Genomic DNA, 17,476 nt, shown 5'->3' with positions numbered 1-17,476 from the left:
CACTCAGGCAACACGAAACACGGCGGAAACCCCGGGGTACGGATTACGAAACGCGCAGCGGTGACGCTGAGGCGCATGCCTGCCACGCCTGCCATGTCTGGCCCCCTCGCGGCTCCCGCCCTGGACACCGGCGACACCGCCTGGCTGCTCGCCGCCACGGCCCTGGTGCTCCTGATGACGCCCGGCCTCGCCCTCTTCTACGGCGGCATGGTCCGCGCGAAGAGCGTCCTCAACATGCTCATGATGAGCTTCGTCTCGATCGCCCTGGTGACGGTGGTCTGGCTGGTGGCGGGCTATTCGCTCGCCTTCGGCGACGACACGTTCGCGGGCCTGATCGGCGGCCTGGAGCACGCGGGCATGGCGGGGATCGGCCCGCAGTCCCTCACCGGCACGGTCCCCACGTTCCTCTTCACCACCTTCCAGCTGACGTTCGCGATCATCACGGCGGCGCTGATCAGCGGCGCCGTGGCGGACCGGACGAAGTTCGCCGCCTGGCTCGTCTTCGTCCCGGTGTGGGCGCTGCTCGTATACGTCCCGGTGGCGCACTGGGTCTGGGGCCCCGGCGGCTGGATCGGGCAGCACCTGGGCACGCTCGACTTCGCGGGCGGCCTGGTCGTGGAGATCGCGTCGGGCGCGTCGGGCCTCGCCCTGTGCCTGGTGCTCGGCCCGCGTGCGGGTTTCAAGAAGGACGCGATGCGCCCGCACAACCTGCCGATGGTCGTCATGGGCGCGGGCCTCCTCTGGTTCGGCTGGCTCGGCTTCAACGGCGGCTCGGCGCTCGGCGCGAACGGCCTGGCCGCCGCCTCCCTCTTCAACACCCTGATCGCGGGCTGCACGGGCCTGCTCGGCTGGCTGTTCGTGGAGCAGCGGCGGGACGGCCACCCCACCACGTTCGGCGCCGCGTCCGGCGCGGTGGCGGGCCTGGTGGCGATCACCCCGGCGTGCGGCGTGGTGGGCGTCGTGGGCGCGGCGGTGGTCGGCCTCGCGGCGGGTGTCATCTGCTCGTACGCGGTGGCCTGGAAGCTCAGGCTGCACTACGACGACTCGCTGGACGTCGTAGGCGTCCACTTCGTCGGCGGAGTCGTGGGCACCCTGCTGATCGGCCTGTTCGCCACGTCGGCGATGACGGGCTCGGCGGCGAAGGAGGGCCTGCTGTACGGCGGCGGCCTCGGCCAGCTCGGGAAGCAGCTCGTGGCCGTCCTGGTGGTGGCGGCGTACACCTTCCTCGTCACGTACGGGATCGGGAAGGCGCTGCACAAGCTGATGGGCTTCCGGGCGTCGGCGGAGGAGGAGCTGACGGGCCTGGACCAGACGGTGCACGCGGAGAGTGCGTACGATCACGGCGTCCTGGGCGCCACGGTCCACCCCGCGTCCGCCCCCGCCGCCCGAAAGGTCGCGCCATGAAGCTGATCACCGCGGTCGTCAAACCGTTCCGCCTGGACGAGGTCAAGACGGCGCTGCAGGAGCTGGGCGTGGACGGTCTGACGGTGACGGAGGCCAGCGGCTACGGGCGCCAGCGCGGGCACACCGAGGTGTACCGGGGCGCCGAGTACCAGGTCGACCTCGTGCCGAAGGTGCGGATCGAGGTCGTGGTCGACGACGCGGACGCCGAACCGGCGATGGACGCGATCGTCCGCGCCGCCCGCACGGGCAAGATCGGCGACGGCAAGGTGTGGGCGGTGCCGGTGGACAGCGTGATCCGCGTCCGGACAGGCGAAAGGGGCCCAGACGCGGTCTGAGCCCCTCTGCCGAAACGGTCGCTTACAGGCTGGCGCCACAGACCGGCCAGGCGTTCTGGCCCTGGGCGGCGAGCACCTTCTCGGCGACGGAGATCTGCTCGGCCTTGGTGGCGAGGTGCGCGGACGCCGCGTACTGGGTGCCGCCGTACGCGGCCCAGGTGGACGGCGTGAACTGCAGGCCGCCGGAGAAGCCGTTGCCGGTGTCGGCTGCCCAGTTGCCGGTGGACTCGCACTGCGCGACGGCGTCCCAGTTGTGCGCGGGGGCGCTCGTCGCCGCGGAGGCCGAGCTCGTACCCGCGAGCACCATGGCACCGGCGGCGCCGGCGAGCGCACCGGTGGCGGCGAGACGGCGGACGCGGGAGGTACGGGCAGCGGAGTGACGGGCGGAGAAGATCACGAGAAACCTTTGCTTCGGGGACGGTGAGGGCCACGGCGCACTCCCCGGACCGGGGACGCTGTCGAGCGCTTGCTGCGCCGGGCGACTGCTCCACCATGGCCCGTGCACCGGGCCCGTTCCCAGGGGTCGCAGGCCCTGCGGAAGGGACCTCCGCCCTCACTTCGGCCCCGCCCCTCGCGGGGCCGGAAGCCCCGGGCCGAACGTCCTGTCAGCCCCTCATGGCGCCCCGGGACGGAAGCGCCCCCCGTCACCGCGGGCCATGACCGAGGCCCCGGCCCGCGGCGCGTGTGAGGGTCGCCACAGTTCTCAGCGGGAGTAAACGGTCTCCCGCACGGTCCCGTCGGTCCCGGCCAGGAAGACCGGCGTCCCCGCGCCCCCCAGATCGCGCACGGCGGCGACGTCCTCCTCGGGCAGGGCGTCCGCGCCGGAGACGACGGCGGCGGCCTCCAGGGACTGCGCGCCGGACGCGACGGCCATGGCGACGGCGGTGCGCAGCGCGCTGAGCTTCAGCGAGTCGAGGGCGACGGTGCCGGCGACGTAGGTACGCCCGGTCTCGTCGCGGACGGCGGCGCCCTCGGGCACACCGTTGCGGGCCCGCGCGGAACGGGCCAGGGTGACGATCTTGCGGTCCTCGGGGCCGAGGTCGGTGCTCTCAGTCATGGGGTGAGCATAAGGAGAAGCACGTGGCCGGTGACGCTCAGGGCCGGTCGAGCCGGAGCCGCTCGGCGCGCGGCAGCCCGGCGACGACGAGATCGTAGGAGTCCTCGACGAGCTCCCGCACGAACGCGTCCGGGAGCCGGCCCACCGCCACGGTGTTCCAGTGCCGCTTGTTCATGTGCCAGCCGGGCACGATGACGCCGTCGTACTCGTCGCGCAGCCGGACGGCGTCCTCGGGATCACATTTGAGGTTGACGGTGAGCGGGTCCCCGTCGAGGGAGCTGAGCGCGAAGACTTTCCCGAGCACTTTGAAGACGGACGTCTCGGGGTTGAAGGGAAAGTCCTCGACGGCCGCGTTGAACGACAGGCACAAGGCGCGCAGCTCCCGGGCGTTCATTCCGCGCCCGCCTCCTTCTCGTCCTCCGCCGGAACGGGCTCCACCAGGACGGTCACGATCTTGTTCCGCCGACCGGCGGCGGCCTCGGCAGTGAGCCGCAGCCGCCGCTCGTCGGGCAGCGTGACCACCGACGAGGCCCCGGCGATGGGAACCCGCCCGAGCGCCTTGGCGAGCAGGCCGCCGACGGTCTCCACGTCCTCGTCGTCGTACTCCTCGATGCCGTACAGCTCGCCGAGGTCACCGATGTCGAGCCGGGCGGTGACCCGGAACCGGTCGTCGCCCAGCTCCTCGACGGGCGGCAGCTCACGGTCGTACTCGTCGGTGATCTCGCCGACGATCTCTTCGAGGATGTCCTCGATGGTGACGATGCCGGCGGTGCCGCCGTACTCGTCGATGACGACGGCGACGTGGTTGCGGAGCTGCTGCATCTCCCGCAGCAGATCACCGGCGTTCTTCGTGTCGGGCACGAAGGTGGCGGGCCGCATGGCACTGGAGACGAGCTCGGCCTCGGAATCCCGATTGATATGGGTCTTCCGGACAAGGTCCTTCAGATAAACAATTCCAACGACGTCATCCTCACTCTCTCCCACCACCGGAATCCGGGAGAACCCGGACCGGAGGGCGAGCGTGAGAGCCTGCCGAATGGTCTTGTACCGCTCGATGACGACGAGATCGGTACGGGGCACCATGACCTCGCGCACCAGGGTGTCGCCCAGCTCGAAGACGGAATGCACCATGCGGCGCTCCTCGTCCTCGATGAGGGACTCCGCCTCGGCGAGATCGACCATGGCCCGCAGCTCGGCCTCGGAGGCGAAGGGCCCGCGCCGGAACCCCTTACCGGGCGTGAGCGCATTACCGATGAGAATGAGCAGCGGCGGAATGGGCCCCATGACGCGAGCGAGCGGCAGCAGCACATAAGCGGCAGCGGTAGCGGTGTTGAGCGGATGCTGCCGCCCGATGGTCCGCGGCGAAACACCGACGGCCACATAGGAGACGAGCACCATCACACCGATGGCGACGAGCAGCGCCTGCCAGGTAGCGGCGAACTCTTCGAGGCACGCATAAGTGACCAGAGAAGCAGCGGCCATCTCACAGGCGACGCGCACCAGCAACGCGACGTTGAGATAGCGCGTCGGGTCGGCGGCGACCTGGGCGAGCTTGGCGCTGCCGCGCCGCCCGGACCGTACGGCTTCTTCGGCGCGGAAACTGGAGGTGCGGGCGATACCGGCCTCGGCGCACGCGGCGAGCCAGGCGACGACGACCAGGGCGACGGCGCCGGCGATCAGCGAAAGACTCATGACACGGTCGGCGCCGGGGACGGCCCGCTCAGCCCCTTCTCCGCACGCCAGCCGTCCACGATGGCGGCCTGAAGCCCGAACATCTCGGCCTTCTCGTCGGCCTCCTCATGGTCGTAGCCGAGCAGATGCAGCACCCCATGCACGGTAAGAAGCTGAAGCTCCTCGTCCATGGAGTGCTGCGTGGGCGCCTCCGCGCCCTGCCGGGTGGCCACCTCAGGACACAGCACAATGTCCCCGAGCAGCCCCTGCGGCGGCTCGTCGTCGTCCTTCATGGGCGGCCGGAGCTCGTCCATGGGGAAGGACATGACATCCGTCGGCCCCGGCAGGTCCATCCACTGCACATGCAGCTGCTCCATGGCGTCGGCGTCCACGACGATCACCGAGAGCTCGGAGAGCGGGTGGATACGCATCCGCGCGAGCGCGTAGCGGGCGATGTCGAGGATCGCCTGCTCGTCGACCTCGGTTCCGGACTCGTTGTTGACGTCGATCGACATGGGGCTCTCGAACTACTTTCCTTGGGTCCCTCTGGAGCGGCCCTTGTGGGCGCCGTTCTCCGTACCGTTCGCGGTGTCGTACTTCTCGTACGCGTCGACGATACGGCCGACCAGCTTGTGCCGGACGACATCCTGGGACGACAGCCGCGAGAAGTGGACGTCCTCGACGCCTTCCAGGATGTCCTGGACCTGACGCAGCCCGCTCCTCGTCCCGCTCGGCAGGTCGACCTGGGTGACGTCACCGGTGATGACGATCTTCGAGTCGAACCCGAGCCGGGTGAGGAACATCTTCATCTGCTCGGGGCTGGTGTTCTGCGCCTCGTCGAGAATGATGAAGGCGTCATTCAGAGTGCGCCCACGCATGTAGGCGAGCGGCGCCACCTCAATGGTCCCCGCGGCCATCAGCCGCGGAATGGAATCCGGATCGAGCATGTCGTGCAGGGCGTCGTAGAGCGGCCGCAGATAAGGATCGATCTTCTCGTACAAGGTCCCCGGCAGGAACCCGAGCCGCTCCCCGGCCTCGACGGCGGGCCGCGTCAGGATAATGCGGTTGACCTGCTTGGACTGAAGGGCCTGCACGGCCTTGGCCATGGCCAGATAGGTCTTGCCGGTACCGGCGGGCCCGATCCCGAAGACGATGGTGTGCTTGTCGATGGCGTCGACGTACCGCTTCTGATTCAGCGTCTTCGGCCGAATAGTGCGCCCCCGAGACGACAGAATATTCTGCGTGAGCACCTGAGCGGGCGTCTCGGTCCCGTCACCCTGACCACTCTCGGTGGCCTTCAACATGGCGATGGACCGCTCGACGGCGTCCTCTGTCATCGGTGCCCCTGTCCTCAGGACCAGCATCATCTCGTCGAACAGGCGCTGCACCAGGGCGACTTCCCCCGGCTCGCCCGTCGCGCTGATCTCATTGCCCCGGACATGAATATCGGCCTCCGGGAAAGCCTCCTCGATCACACGCAACAAAGCATCACCGGAGCCCAGTACCTCGACCATCGGGTGCTTGGCCGGGACGGTGAACTGCGCGCGTGCGCTGGATGGTGTCTGCGTCATGGGCGGGCTCTGAGGGCCGCATTCTCCTTGTGACAGCCGATGTCTGATGTGCCTCCCAGCGTACGACGCTCCGCTGGGTGACCCGAAGCGTTTTAGCGCCGCTGCTTATCGGTGCCCTGAGTACTTACCTGGCCGCCCGGCCTCGCTCCCGGCGCTGGGCATCAGCCCCGGGGCTCCGCCCCGGACCCCGCTCCTCAAGCGCCGGAGGGGCTTGATGGGGCCACCGGTCGTCGGTTGGTGTCGAGACGGGAGGGGGTGGGCGGGGTATGTGCGCGCGCAGCACCCGGACACGCGGTGGGGGAGTTCGAAGCAGGGGGCGATGCCATCAAGATGGCGAGCACGCACATGCCCCGACCGCCCCCGCACCCACCCCCGCACCTGTCGGATCGAAAGGGATGGCCGCCAAGACGCCCCCGGACGGCCACCCTCCCTTCAAGCGGATCACGCGGACCGCCCGAACCCGATGGTCGGTACCGCACGACGGAGCGGCCAGGGCCGCCCCACCTCCGGCAGCAACGGCTCGAGAAAGGCGTACCGCTCAAGCGCCGCAGGATCCTGCTCCCCCCGCTCCTCGTACGCATGGATCTGCCGCCACCACGCCGCCACCTCCGACCACCCGGGCGCCGACAACGACCCCCCGAACTCCTGCACGGACAGCGCCGCCGTCAGCCCCGCGAACGCGAGCCGGTCCGCCAGCGGCCACCCCGCGAGCGTCCCCGTCACGAACCCGGCGACGAACACGTCCCCCGCCCCGGTCGGATCGAGCGCGGCGACCTCGATGGCCGGCACGGACGCGGTCTCCCCGGTCCGCCCGTCCACGGCGTACGCCCCCTCCGCCCCGAGGGTGACGACGGCCAGCGGCACGTACTCGGTGAGAGCGTGCGCGGCATCCCGGGGACAGGACGTACGGGTGTACCGCATGGCCTCCTCGGCGTTGGGCAGGAACGCCTCGCACGACCGCAGGTCCCCGAGCGCGGCGAGATCCCACCGCCCGGTCTCGTCCCAGCCGACGTCGGCGAAGATCCGGGTCCCGTTCCGCGCCGCCTCCGCGACCCAGGGAGCCGCGACCCCGGGCACGAGCGAGGCCACGGCGGCCCGGGCCGGGGGCGGGCAGCGGGGCGCGGGTTCCTCGGGCGGCGGCTCGTGCCCGTGGCTGACCATGGTGCGTTCGCCTTCGTACGCCATGGAGACGGTGACGGGCGAGTGCCAGCCGGGCACGGACCGCGAGTAGCCCAGGTCGATCCCCTCGCCCCGCTCCAGGGTGTCCCAGCAGTACTCCCCGTAGTGGTCGTCCCCGAAGGCGGCGGCGAGCGACGTCCGCAGCCCGAGCCGGGCGAGCGCCGCCGCCATGTTGGCGACACCGCCGGGGCTGGACCCCATGCCGCGCGCCCAGGACTCGGTGCCGCGTACGGGCGCGCTGTCGAGCCCGGTGAAGACAATGTCGAGGAAGACGGTGCCGGTGAGGTACACGTCGCAGGCGGGGTCACCGGGCGCGCGAAGGGCCGCGAGAGGGTCCGTGTGCGCCGTGTCGGGCCGGGCCGGTTCGGGGTGGGTCACGTCCTTCTCCCTGCAGAGGTACGGGTCCGGACAGTGTGCACGAACGGACCCGTCACCAGGGCGGTCGACATGACGCGGCCGGGCCTACCGGCGGGCGCCTACCAACGCGGCACCGAGGGCGTCACCCACTCCGGATCGAGAACCCGCATGGCGGCGGCGTCGTCGCGGTCCCGCAGCCCGGAGAACCGCTCGTCGAGCCACCGCCGGTGCAAAACGCGCAGCTTCTCGGGGTCGAGCTCGACCCCGAGGCCGGGGGCGTCGGAGACAACGACCCGCCCGCCCTCGAAAACGAGCCGTTCGGTCAGCACGTCCTCGGACTGCCAGGGGTAGTGCGAGTCGCAGGCGTGGTGGAGATTCGGCACGGTGGCGGCGACGTGCGTCATGGCGGCGAGGCTGATGCCGAGGTGGGTGTTGGAGTGCATGGAGATGCCGACACCCCAGGTACGGCATATGGCGGCGAGGGCCTGGGTGTTGCGCAGCCCGCCCCAGTAGTGATGGTCGGAGAGAACGACCTGCACAGCACCGAGACGAAACGCCTCAGGAATCTCGTCGAAGGTGGTCACGCACATATTGGTGGCGAGCGGCACACCGGCACGGGCGGCGACCTCGGCCATGGCAGGAGTCCCGAGCGCGGGATCCTCCAGGTACTCCAGAACATGCCCGAGTTCCTCGGCGACCTTCACCGAGGTCTCGACGGACCAGGCCCCGTTGGGATCGAGCCGCAGCGGTTTCCCGGGAAACGCCTCGGCCAGCGCGAGCACGGCGGCTGTCTCTTCTTCGGGCGGAAAACATCCCCCCTTCAGCTTGAAGCTCTGGAACCCGTACCGCTCGTGGAAGAGACGGGCCTGGGCGACGACCCCGGCAGGATCGAGGGCGGCCCCCCAGTCGTCACGCTCCCCGACCGCACCGGGATGTTCGGCATGCTTGTAGAAGAGATAGGCGCTGTACTCCACGGAGTCCCGCACCTTCCCGCCCAACAGGGCGTGCACGGGAAGCCCGACCGCTTTGCCCAGCGCATCGAGGCAGGCGACCTCGAACCCGGAGACGACGGACAGCCGCAGTTTGTCGGCGGTCTGCACACCGCGCAGCCCTCCGACGTCGACCTGGTGGCTGACACGGGCGTCGTCGACGGCGACGGCGTCACTCAGGCCGGACAACCCGTTCACATCGCTGACCGACCGCCCGACGAGCCGCTCGGCGAGGGGCCGGGCGAGCTCCAGATACTTGGCGTCCCCGTAGGTCTCGCCCACACCGGTGACGCCGCCCGCGGTGACGACTTCGACGATGAGCCGGGGCGTATAGGGCTGGTGCAGCCCTTGCGTGTTCAGGAGCGGCGGATCCGCGACGAGGATCGGCGTGAGGCGGACGTCGGCGATGGTGAGGTCGGTCATCGGGCGGCTCCTGCGTCGACGGGACTCGGCACAACCTGACGTCCGAATACGTGGACGCCATCCACACATGTAGATGGAGATTAGGTAGGCGAACGGAAGCGCGTCAACGCGCCGGGGTGAAGAGAACCGGAACACCACGGCACCTCAGAACGAACACCACGGCACCGCGGAACGAACGCCACCGCACCCCAAAACAACGGCAGCTACCCGACACCCCCACCCACAAACCAAATGTGTCACAGGTCACACAGCCCCGACTTCTGTGGACCCCCCGCGCCTTGATACAAATTGGCCGCGCCCAACGTCCCCGGTTCGGTCCCGTTCGCAAAGACGTCGCGCCCCCAACCCCCTTTCCTTACCACCCCCTTGCCCGGAACCGGCCCAGCGCGGCGTCCGAAGGCAGGGGGGTCCGTTCACAGGACTGCCCGTGTCTTCGCGCGCTCCCCGGCCCGCACTGATCGCCCTCTTCACGGCCGGCTATCTCGCTGCATACCTGCTCCCCACCGTCGTCGGCCGACTCGCCGACAGCCTGCGGCTTTCCCCGACGCAGGCGGGCCTGATCGGCAGCGCGCTGCTGCTGAGCTCGGCCAGTGCGGGCTTCACGCTCGCCGCCCGCGTCGAACGGGTCGGCGCCCGCCGCGCCGCCCGCGCGGGCCTGCTCCTCGCGGCTGTCGGCTACGGCACGGCGGCGCTCTCCACGTCCATCCCCCTGGTCGTCGCGGGTGCGATGATCGGCGGCTTCGGCTCGGGCACGGCGACGGCGGTCGCCGCCACCGGGATCGCCGCGCAGAAGGATCCGCACCGCGCGTCCACGCTCGGCCTGCTGAGCGTGTCGGCGCTGGCGGGCGCCCTGTACCTGTCGATCCCGCGGATCAGCCCGACGGGCCACGCGCTGCCGTTCGCGGCGCTCGCGGTCACCGCACTCGCCGTGTGGCCGGCGACGCACCGCCTCTCCGCCCCCGCGGGCCCGGACACCACACAGACGCACACCCACACGAACCCGTCCCTGAAGAGCCCTCTCCCCTACGCGCGTTCGGGCGCGGCGCTCGCCGCCGTGATCGTCTGCTGGTCGATGGCGCAGAACTCGCTGTGGGGTGTGAGCAGCCGCATCGGCACCGTCCAGGCGGGCCTGAGCGAGGTGACCGTGGGCAGTGTGTTCGCGATCGCGCTCGGCACGGGCCTGCTCGGTGTGGTCGCCGCGGGCGCGCTCGGCACCCGTATGGGCCGGGCGCTGCCGATCGGCGTCGGCACGGCGGCGATCGCCTGCTGCATCGCGCTGAGCGCCCGCGCCGACGGTCTGGCCACCTTCGCGACGGGCGAGATCGCCTGGAACACGCTCTACCCGGTGGTGCTGTCGTACCTGCTCGGTCTCGCCGCCTCGCTCGACCCCCGGGGCCGCTGGGCGGTCCTGGTCGGTTCGGCGTCGTCGCTCGGCACGGCCTGCGGCCCGCTGGTGGGCAGCTCGCTCTCGCAGGCGGTGGGCTTCCCGGCGATGGGCGCGGCGCTGGCGGTCACGCTGCTGCTGCTCGCGCTGCCGCTGACGGCGGTGGCGCTGCACACGGGCGGCCGCCCGCTGTTCGCGGGTGCGGCACGGCGCCGCAGCGGCGCCCCGGTCGGGGCGATGGTCCCGCCGTCGGGCCTGCTGGAACAGCCGGTGGTCGAGGTGGAGCTCTACCCGCTGGAGACGCCCGCCGCCACCGTCCACACGAAGGACGAGTTCACGACGGCGGGCCCGGACGGCCTTCAGCCCGAGATGTCGTCCAGCGGATACGCCGCGACCTCGGCGAGGTAACGGGCGCGCCGCGCCTCGTCCTCCGCGCTGCCGTCGAGGAAGGACGCCACGAACGAGTTGCGGGCCAGCTCCCGCACTCGTTCGTGGTCAAGCGCCAGCGCCTCGTGGACGGCGTGGAAGGTGTCGCCGGCGTAGCCGCCGAAGTAGGCGGGGTCGTCGGAGTTGACGGTGCACAGCAGCCCGGCGTCCATCAGCTTGACGAGCGGATGCTCCTCCAGGATGTCGATGGCGCGCAGCCGCACGTTCGACAGCGGGCAGAGCGTCAGCGGAATCCGGTCCCGTACGAGACGCGCGACGAGCTCGGGGTCCTCCAGGGACCGCAGCCCGTGATCGACGCGCTCGACACCCAGCACGTCGAGGGCCTCCCACACGTACGACGGGTCGCCCTCCTCCCCCGCGTGCGCGACCTTGCGCAGCCCGAGCGCGCCCGCGGCCTCGTAGACCTCACGGAACTTCGCGGCGGGGTTGCCGACCTCGGCGGAGTCGAGGCCGACGCCCACGATCCGGTCGAGGTACGGCTTCGCGGCCTCCAGGGTCTCCATCGCCGACTCGGCGGACTGGTCGCGCAGGAAGCACATGATGAGCTTGGTGGAGATGCCGTGCCGCTCCTCGCTGCGGGCGAGCGCCCGGCCGAGGCCCTCGATCACGGTCCCGATGGCGACGCCGCGCGCGGTGTGCGCCTGCGGGTCGAAGAAGATCTCGGCGTGCCGGACGCCCTGGTCGGCGGCGCGCGCCAGATAGGCGTCGGCGAGCGCCTCGAAGTCGTCCTCGGTGAGGAGGACGGCCATCAGCTCGTAGTAGAGGTTCAGGAAGGACTGCAGGTCGTCGAAGAGGTAGGCCTTGCGCAGGGCCTCGGTGTCGGCGTACGGCAGGGTGATGCCGTTGCGGTCGGCGAGGGCGAAGGCCAGCTCGGGTTCGAGGGTGCCTTCGATGTGCAGGTGCAGCTCGGCCTTGGGGATGCGTGCGAGTGGTGCGAGGGACATCCGGGCATCGTACGCATCCCGTGCGGTTCCCCGAGGTCAGCGCCGCTTCGGCACCGGTACGCGGTCCAGGTCGCGGGCGACCGTCAGCTCGCCCTCGAACCCGGCGGCCCGCGCCTGCCGCGCGAACTCCTCCGGGTCGGTGTAGCGCTGGCTGAAGTGGGTCAGGACGAGGTGGCGCACGCCGCCGTCACGGGCGACGCGGGCGGCCTGACCGGCGGTCAGATGACCGTGATCGGAGGCGAGTTGACGGTCCTCGTCGAGAAAGGTCGACTCGATGACGAGCAGATCGCAGCCCTCGGCCAGCTCCGTCACGCCGTCGCACAAGCGGGTGTCCATGACGAACGCGACGCGCTGCCCGCGCCGCACCTCGCTGACGTCCTCGAGCGTGACGTCGCCGATCCTGCCCTCGCGCTGGATCCGGCCCACGTCCGGCCCCCCGATGCCGCGCGCGGCGAGCCGCTCGGGCAGCATCCGGCGCCCGTCCGGCTCGACGAGGCGGTACCCGTACGACTCGACGGGGTGCGACAGCCTCCGCGCCTCCAGGCGGTACGCGGGGGTGTCGGCCAGCACGGCGCCCTCGCCGCCGACCGGCTCCTCCGCGATGTCGACGGTCTCCCGGTAGGCGGTGGCGTACCGCAGCCGGTCGAAGAACCGCTGCCCGGACGCCGGGTAGTGGGCGGTCACGGGGTGCGGTACGCGGTCCAGGTTGATGCGCTGGACGACGCCCGCGAGCCCCAGCGAATGGTCACCGTGGAAGTGGGTGACGCAGATCCGGTTCAGGTCGTGCGCGGCGACGCCGGCGCGCAGCATCTGGCGCTGCGTGCCCTCGCCCGGGTCGAAGAGGATGCCCTCGGCGTCCCAGCGCAGCAGATAGCCGTTGTGGTTGCGGTGGCGTGTCGGCACCTGGCTGGCGGTGCCGAGCACGACGAACTCCCGTACGGACACGACGGGTTATCCGGGGGGCCACTGGAGGCCGCGGCCGCCCAGGACGTGGGCGTGCGCGTGGAAGACGGTCTGGCCGGCGCCGCTGCCCGTGTTGAACACCAGCCGGTAGCTGTCCAGCTTCTCCTCCTTCGCGACCTCGCCGGCCTCGCGCAGCACGTCTGCGGCCACCTCCGGTTCGGCGGCGGCCAGGGAGGCGGCGTCCGGGTGGTGGACGCGCGGGATCACCAGGACGTGCGTCGGGGCCTGGGGATTTATGTCCCGGAACGCGACGGTGGTCGGGGTCTCCCTCACCAGGGTGGCGGGTACGTCCCCCGCGACGATCTTGCAGAACAGGCAGTCCGCCTGGGGTTCGCCGGTCACGTCGGGCTCCTTTGCGGGTGGTTGCGTACGGCGCATCGTATCGATCACCCCGACAGGACTCCCCCACAAGGTCGCCCCCGGCACGGTCGTACCCGGGTGCGACACCGTCGTGGCTGGTCGCGCAGTTCCCCGCGCCCCTGGAATGCGCACTACGTGCACCATTCCCCCCAGTTCTCAGGCGCGACTCTCGTCGTGGCTGGTCGCGCCGTTCCCCGCGCCCCCGAGATGCGCACTTCGTGCGCCATCTCAAGGGGCGCGTCGCCCCGGGTGCGCCCCTATGGGGCTGCGGCGAAGCCGTATGCCTCAGGGGCGCGGGGAACTGCGCGAGCAACCACGACGCGACCCGCACGCGCAGACGACGCGAGGGGGCAGCCTCCCAGGGGCGCGGGGAACTGCGCGACCAGCCACGACGAAGCCCGCGCTCGGAGACGACGCCTGGGGGCACGGCGGTGCAGGCCGCGGCCCGCGACCCGCGGCCCGCGTCACCCCGTGGACGGGCGTGGCAGGGGCGGAGCCGACTTCGCCGGGGTCTCCTCCAGCGCGGCCAGCGCGATGCGGACCGCCTCCTCCAACTGCGGGTCACGCCCAGCGGCAGCGTCCTGCGGCGCGGCCACCACCTCCACGTCGGGGTCGACGCCGTAGTTCTCGACGCCCCACCCGGCCCCCTCCATCCAGGTCGCGTACTTCGGCTGGGTGACGAGCGTCCCGTCGACCAGCCGGTACCGGCTGTCGATCCCGATGACGCCGCCCCAGGTGCGCACCCCGACGACGGGCCCGATCCCGAGCGCCTTGATCGCCGCGGTGACGATGTCGCCGTCGGAGCCGGAGAACTCGTCGGCGACGGCGACGACGGGCCCGCGGGGCGCGTCCATCGGGTAGCTGAAGGGCCGGCTGCCGCGCGGAACGTCCCAGCCGACGATGCGCCGGGCGAGTTTCTCGACGACGAGCTGCGACGTGTGCCCGCCCCGGTTCTCCCGGATGTCGACGACGAGGCCCTCGCGCGCGACCTCGGCGGCGAAGTCGCGGTGGATCTGGGCCCAGCCGGGCGCCTGCATGTCGGGGACGTGGAGGTAGCCGAGCCGCCCGCCCGAGCGTTCGTCGACGTAGGCCCGCCGGTCGGCGACCCACGCGTGGTACCGCAGGGGTTCCTCGTCGGCGACGGGCACGACGACCACATGGCGTGGTTCGCCGCCGCCGGCCGGTGAGACGGTCAGCTCGACGGGGTGCCCGGCGGTGCCGACGAGCAGCGGCGCGGGCCCCGCCACCGGGTCGACGGGCCGCCCGCCGACCGCCACGATCGCGTCCCCGGCGCGCACGGCGACCCCGGGCGCGGCGAGCGGTGAGCGGGCGCGCGGGTCGGACGTCTCCGAGGGCAGCACCCGGTCGACGACCCAGCGGTGCGCACCGCCCGGCCCGTCCTCGTGCCGGGAGATGTCGGCGCCGAGGAGCCCCAGCCGGCGCGCGGCGGAGCCGCCTCCGCCGCCGGGGACGACGTAGGCGTGGGACGTCCCCAGTTCGCCCTGCACCTCCCACAGCAGGTCGACGAGGTCGTCGTGGGTGGCGACCTGGTCGAGGAGCGGGCGGTAGCGTTCGAGGACGCCGGCCCAGTCCACCCCGTCCATGTCGGGCCGCCAGAAGTTGTCCCGCATGAGGCGGCCGGCCTCGTCGTACATCTGACGCCATTCGGCGGCGGGTTCGACGCGCTGGCTGATCCGGGCGAGGTCGACGGTGATGTTGGTGTCGCTGTCGTCGTCGTGGGAGGGGCGCCGGTCGCTCGGTACGACCTTGAGGATCTCGCCGGTCCACAGGAGCAGCCGTTTGCCGTCGCCGGTGACCTCGAAGTGGTCGGCGTCGGAGCCGATCTCCTCGATGCGCTGCTGAGCGAGGTCGTAGCGTTCGAGGCGGGTCTTGGGGTCGGGGTCGCCGCGCTCCGCGCGGGAGTCGCCGAGGACGCCGCGGACGGGGTGACGCAGCCAGAGCACGCCGTCCTTGGCGGTGCGCAGCGTCGAGTAGCGGGCGGCCTCGACGGGGAAGGGCACGATCCGGTCGACGAGCCCTTCCAGGTCGACGCGGGTGACGGGGGTGCCCTCGCTGTCGGGGGTCTCGGCGCCCGCCGCGTCGGCCGCCTCGAAGGGCCGGCCGTGCCGCTGCGGCCCGAACGGTGAGGGGGTGGTCGCGGCGAGCGCGAGCAGATGCGGCCGCGAGCCGCTGAGGAACGCGAGGTCGAAGGCGTGCTCGTCGTAAACGGGGTCGAAGGAGCGGGCGGAGAGGAACACGAGGTGCTTGCCGTCGAGGGTGAACGCGGGCGCGTAGTCCTTGAAGCGCGGCGGGGTCGCCTCGGTGACGGTGAGGTCGGCGGTGTTGGCGAGCTTGAGCTGGCGCAGGCCGTGCGGTCCGGGGTGCGACCAGGCGAGCCAGGCCGAGTCGGGGGAGAAGGCGAGCCCGGTCGCGTGGCCGTCCTCGCTGCGGTCGACCTCGCGCACGTCGCCGCTGTCCCGTTCGACGAGCAGGATCCGCCCGTCGTGCGCGGCGACGGCGACCCGGCCGCCGTCCGGCGCGACGGTCAGCCCGAGGACGCGGCCGAGCCGCCCGGCGCCGAGCCGGCGTGGTGTGCCGCCCGGTGCGGCGCCGGTCGCGGGGGCGAACTCCAGGGCGTCGTCGCCCTCGGCGTCGGTCACCCAGACCACGTGTTCCTCGCCGTCGACGCGGAACGTGTGCGGGAGCCGGGCCCGTACGCCCGGCTCCGCCGCGAGCGCGCGCGCCGGGCCGCCGCGGTGGGTCACCCAGTGCACGGCCCCGCGCACGGCGACCGCGCTGCCGCGCCCGGTGTGGTCGGGCGAGGCGGCCCCGAACCAGTGCGCGGCGTCGACGGGGCGCGGTTGCAGGTGTGCCCGCTGTCCGCCGAGCCGTACGTCGACGGGGCGGGGTTCGGCCGCCTCCAGGTCGTCGACGACCCACAGCCGCCCGGCGCTCGCGTAGGTGACGCGGGTCCCGTCGGTGGCGGCGTGCCGTGCGTAGAAGCCGTCGAGGGGGGTGTGGCGCCGCAGGTCGGAGCCGTCGGGCAGGGAGGAGTACAGGGCGCCGGTGCCCTCGTGGTCGCAGAGGAACGCGATCCGCTCCCCGACCCACATCGGGTGCTCGATGTTCCCGGCGAGGTCGGCGTGGACCCGGCCGAAGTCGCCGCCGCCGTCCCGGTCGATCCACAGCTTGCCCGCGGTGCCGCCCCGGTACCGCTTCCAGTGGGCGGCCTCGCGGCCCATCGGCGCGGAGACGAGGAGCACGGCGGCGTCGGGCCCGTGGGCGACACCGCCGACGGGCCCGTACGGGAGGGTCTCGGCGGGGCCGCCGTCGAGCGGCACGGCCCGCGCCCAGCTGCGGCGCCCCGTGGCCTGTCCGTGCGCGCTGGTGGCGAGGACGCGCCCGTCGGGCGTCCAGCCGCGGACGCCGGTGGTCCAACTGCCCCAGTAGGTGAGGCGGTTGGACGCTCCGCCGTCGAGCGGGGCGACATGCGCCTCGGGCGCGCCGTCGCGCCGCGACGTCCAGGCGACGGTCGTGCCGTCCGGGGAGATCCGTGGGTGGCCGACCGGCACGTCGTCGGCGCTGACGCGCCAGGCGCGGCCGCCGTCGAGGGGCGCGGCCCACACGTCGTTCTCGGCGGTGAAGACGACCGTCTCACCGTGCGGATGCGGGAACCGGAGGTAGGCAGGGCTCGTCACCCGGCCCACTCTATTTGCCTGTCATCGCTCTTTGCCGGTCATTTCCCTTCAAAGCACGAGCAGTTGGGGTCGGGAACCCGGACCGTCCGGGTCGCCGTCGCCGTCTCGGTCACGGTGCGCGTCGCCCCCGGCTGCTGCGGCTGCGGCTTGTCCGACGGCTTCGTGTACGTGCCCGTCGGCTTCGTGTACGTGCCCGACGGCTTCGTGTACGTGTACGTGGGCTGCGAGCTGCTCATCGCCGCGCAGTTGCCGAGGACCTGAAGGCGGAACCACACCTTGTCGTCGACCCGGGCGATCGTCGTGCCGCGCACGCACTTGCCGGGCACGACCCCGTAGATCCACCCCTCGATCTTGATGTCCTTGCCGTCCTGGGTGCGGCCCCGGCAGTCGACCTTGACCTCGTCCGGTGTCGAACCGCCGGACGGGGAACGGCCGCTCCACGCCGCGGTGCAGCTGATCCAGGAGACTTTGGCGTGCGTCCGGTTCAGCTCCTGGGTGGCCTGCGCGTCGGTGGTGGCGGCGACGTCGGCCGGGTCGAGCTCGCCGTCGACCGGCTGGCACGCGAGAGCTCCCCCGGCCAGCACGGCCACCGCACCGCCCACGGCGAGCACACGCGGGGCCCGTAACCGCCCCAAACCCCTACTGATCCGTCTCAGATCCCCCATGGACGGCAGAATGCCACCGGCTCCCCCGC

At 71.9% G+C, this 17,476-nt stretch carries 15 protein-coding genes and 1 pseudogene; 3 read left to right on the top strand and 13 right to left on the bottom strand.

Annotated elements, in window-relative coordinates:
* Positions 1-75 precede the first annotated feature (75 nt).
* The gene (locus C1N81_RS29895) at positions 76-1,404 is read left to right on the top strand and encodes an ammonium transporter (RefSeq protein WP_394434264.1); all 1,329 of its coding nucleotides are present in this window, start codon (positions 76-78) and stop codon (positions 1,402-1,404) included.
* Positions 1,401-1,739 carry a P-II family nitrogen regulator gene (locus tag C1N81_RS29890; protein ID WP_394434262.1) on the top strand — a complete coding sequence of 113 codons (339 nt, stop codon included), beginning with the start codon at positions 1,401-1,403 and terminating at the stop codon, positions 1,737-1,739. Before C1N81_RS29895 ends, C1N81_RS29890 begins: the two co-directional genes overlap by 4 nt.
* 25 nt (positions 1,740-1,764) lie before the next feature.
* Here C1N81_RS29890 and C1N81_RS29885 read toward each other — a convergent pair.
* The 8 genes and pseudogenes from C1N81_RS29885 to C1N81_RS29850 all read right to left on the bottom strand — a co-directional run.
* Positions 1,765-2,136, bottom strand: a pseudogene (locus C1N81_RS29885) (transglycosylase family protein); the annotation flags it as partial.
* Positions 2,137-2,442: 306 nt separating this feature from the next.
* Positions 2,443-2,796, bottom strand: a complete 354-nt coding sequence (locus tag C1N81_RS29880; protein ID WP_394434260.1) for a cytidine deaminase — start codon at positions 2,794-2,796, stop codon at positions 2,443-2,445.
* A gap of 37 nt (positions 2,797-2,833) precedes the next feature.
* Positions 2,834-3,190 (bottom strand): MmcQ/YjbR family DNA-binding protein, encoded by a 357-nt coding sequence (locus tag C1N81_RS29875; protein ID WP_394434258.1) that lies wholly within the window; start codon positions 3,188-3,190, stop codon positions 2,834-2,836.
* The gene (locus tag C1N81_RS29870) at positions 3,187-4,488 is read right to left on the bottom strand and encodes a hemolysin family protein (protein WP_394434256.1); all 1,302 of its coding nucleotides are present in this window, start codon (positions 4,486-4,488) and stop codon (positions 3,187-3,189) included. Before C1N81_RS29870 ends, C1N81_RS29875 begins: the two co-directional genes overlap by 4 nt.
* A complete protein-coding gene (ybeY, locus tag C1N81_RS29865) occupies positions 4,485-4,982 on the bottom strand; it encodes an rRNA maturation RNase YbeY (protein ID WP_394434254.1) in 498 nt (165 codons plus the stop codon). Before ybeY ends, C1N81_RS29870 begins: the two co-directional genes overlap by 4 nt.
* A 12-nt stretch (positions 4,983-4,994) precedes the next feature.
* Positions 4,995-6,038 carry a PhoH family protein gene (locus tag C1N81_RS29860; RefSeq protein ID WP_394434252.1) on the bottom strand — a complete coding sequence of 348 codons (1,044 nt, stop codon included), beginning with the start codon at positions 6,036-6,038 and terminating at the stop codon, positions 4,995-4,997.
* Between the two features lie 441 nt (positions 6,039-6,479).
* Entirely contained in the window at positions 6,480-7,595 is a 1,116-nt protein-coding gene (locus C1N81_RS29855) for a carbohydrate kinase family protein (RefSeq protein WP_394434250.1), read from the bottom strand.
* A gap of 98 nt (positions 7,596-7,693) precedes the next feature.
* Positions 7,694-8,986 (bottom strand): glucarate dehydratase family protein, encoded by a 1,293-nt coding sequence (locus tag C1N81_RS29850; protein ID WP_394434248.1) that lies wholly within the window; start codon positions 8,984-8,986, stop codon positions 7,694-7,696.
* Between the two features lie 427 nt (positions 8,987-9,413).
* On the opposite strand from C1N81_RS29850, the gene C1N81_RS29845 reads away from it, so the two are divergent.
* Entirely contained in the window at positions 9,414-10,778 is a 1,365-nt protein-coding gene (locus C1N81_RS29845; RefSeq protein ID WP_394434246.1) for an MFS transporter, read from the top strand.
* Here C1N81_RS29845 and C1N81_RS29840 read toward each other — a convergent pair.
* The 5 genes from C1N81_RS29840 to C1N81_RS29820 all read right to left on the bottom strand — a co-directional run bounded on the left by C1N81_RS29840 (position 10,730) and on the right by C1N81_RS29820 (position 17,393).
* Positions 10,730-11,761 carry an adenosine deaminase gene (locus C1N81_RS29840; protein ID WP_394434244.1) on the bottom strand — a complete coding sequence of 344 codons (1,032 nt, stop codon included), beginning with the start codon at positions 11,759-11,761 and terminating at the stop codon, positions 10,730-10,732. The two genes, C1N81_RS29845 and C1N81_RS29840, sit on opposite strands and share 49 nt — an antisense overlap.
* 36 nt (positions 11,762-11,797) lie before the next feature.
* Positions 11,798-12,706 carry a ribonuclease Z gene (locus C1N81_RS29835; RefSeq protein ID WP_394434242.1) on the bottom strand — a complete coding sequence of 303 codons (909 nt, stop codon included), beginning with the start codon at positions 12,704-12,706 and terminating at the stop codon, positions 11,798-11,800.
* A gap of 6 nt (positions 12,707-12,712) precedes the next feature.
* Positions 12,713-13,066, bottom strand: coding sequence for a histidine triad nucleotide-binding protein (locus C1N81_RS29830; protein WP_394434240.1), 354 nt, complete (start codon positions 13,064-13,066; stop codon positions 12,713-12,715).
* Positions 13,067-13,548: 482 nt separating this feature from the next.
* Complete coding sequence (locus C1N81_RS29825; protein WP_394434239.1) at positions 13,549-16,782, bottom strand: S41 family peptidase; 3,234 nt, start codon at positions 16,780-16,782, stop codon at positions 13,549-13,551.
* 38 nt (positions 16,783-16,820) lie between these two features.
* Positions 16,821-17,393: a hypothetical protein gene (locus C1N81_RS29820; protein ID WP_394434237.1), complete on the bottom strand. Its 573-nt coding sequence runs from the start codon at positions 17,391-17,393 to the stop codon at positions 16,821-16,823.
* Positions 17,394-17,476 lie beyond the last annotated feature (83 nt).

This window comes from Streptomyces sp. SGAir0957, assembly GCF_043523415.1.
This window is presented reverse-complemented; position numbering and strand designations above follow the sequence as displayed.

Coding starts and splice junctions, on each gene's coding strand:
- C1N81_RS29895 (WP_394434264.1), top strand. CDS start 76: ATGCCTGCCACGCCTGCCATGTCTGGCCCCCTCGCGGCTCCCGCCCTG.
- C1N81_RS29890 (WP_394434262.1), top strand. CDS start 1,401: ATGAAGCTGATCACCGCGGTCGTCAAACCGTTCCGCCTGGACGAGGTC.
- C1N81_RS29880 (WP_394434260.1), bottom strand. CDS start 2,796: ATGACTGAGAGCACCGACCTCGGCCCCGAGGACCGCAAGATCGTCACC.
- C1N81_RS29875 (WP_394434258.1), bottom strand. CDS start 3,190: ATGAACGCCCGGGAGCTGCGCGCCTTGTGCCTGTCGTTCAACGCGGCC.
- C1N81_RS29870 (WP_394434256.1), bottom strand. CDS start 4,488: ATGAGTCTTTCGCTGATCGCCGGCGCCGTCGCCCTGGTCGTCGTCGCC.
- ybeY (WP_394434254.1), bottom strand. CDS start 4,982: ATGTCGATCGACGTCAACAACGAGTCCGGAACCGAGGTCGACGAGCAG.
- C1N81_RS29860 (WP_394434252.1), bottom strand. CDS start 6,038: ATGACGCAGACACCATCCAGCGCACGCGCGCAGTTCACCGTCCCGGCC.
- C1N81_RS29850 (WP_394434248.1), bottom strand. CDS start 8,986: ATGACCGACCTCACCATCGCCGACGTCCGCCTCACGCCGATCCTCGTC.
- C1N81_RS29840 (WP_394434244.1), bottom strand. CDS start 11,761: ATGTCCCTCGCACCACTCGCACGCATCCCCAAGGCCGAGCTGCACCTG.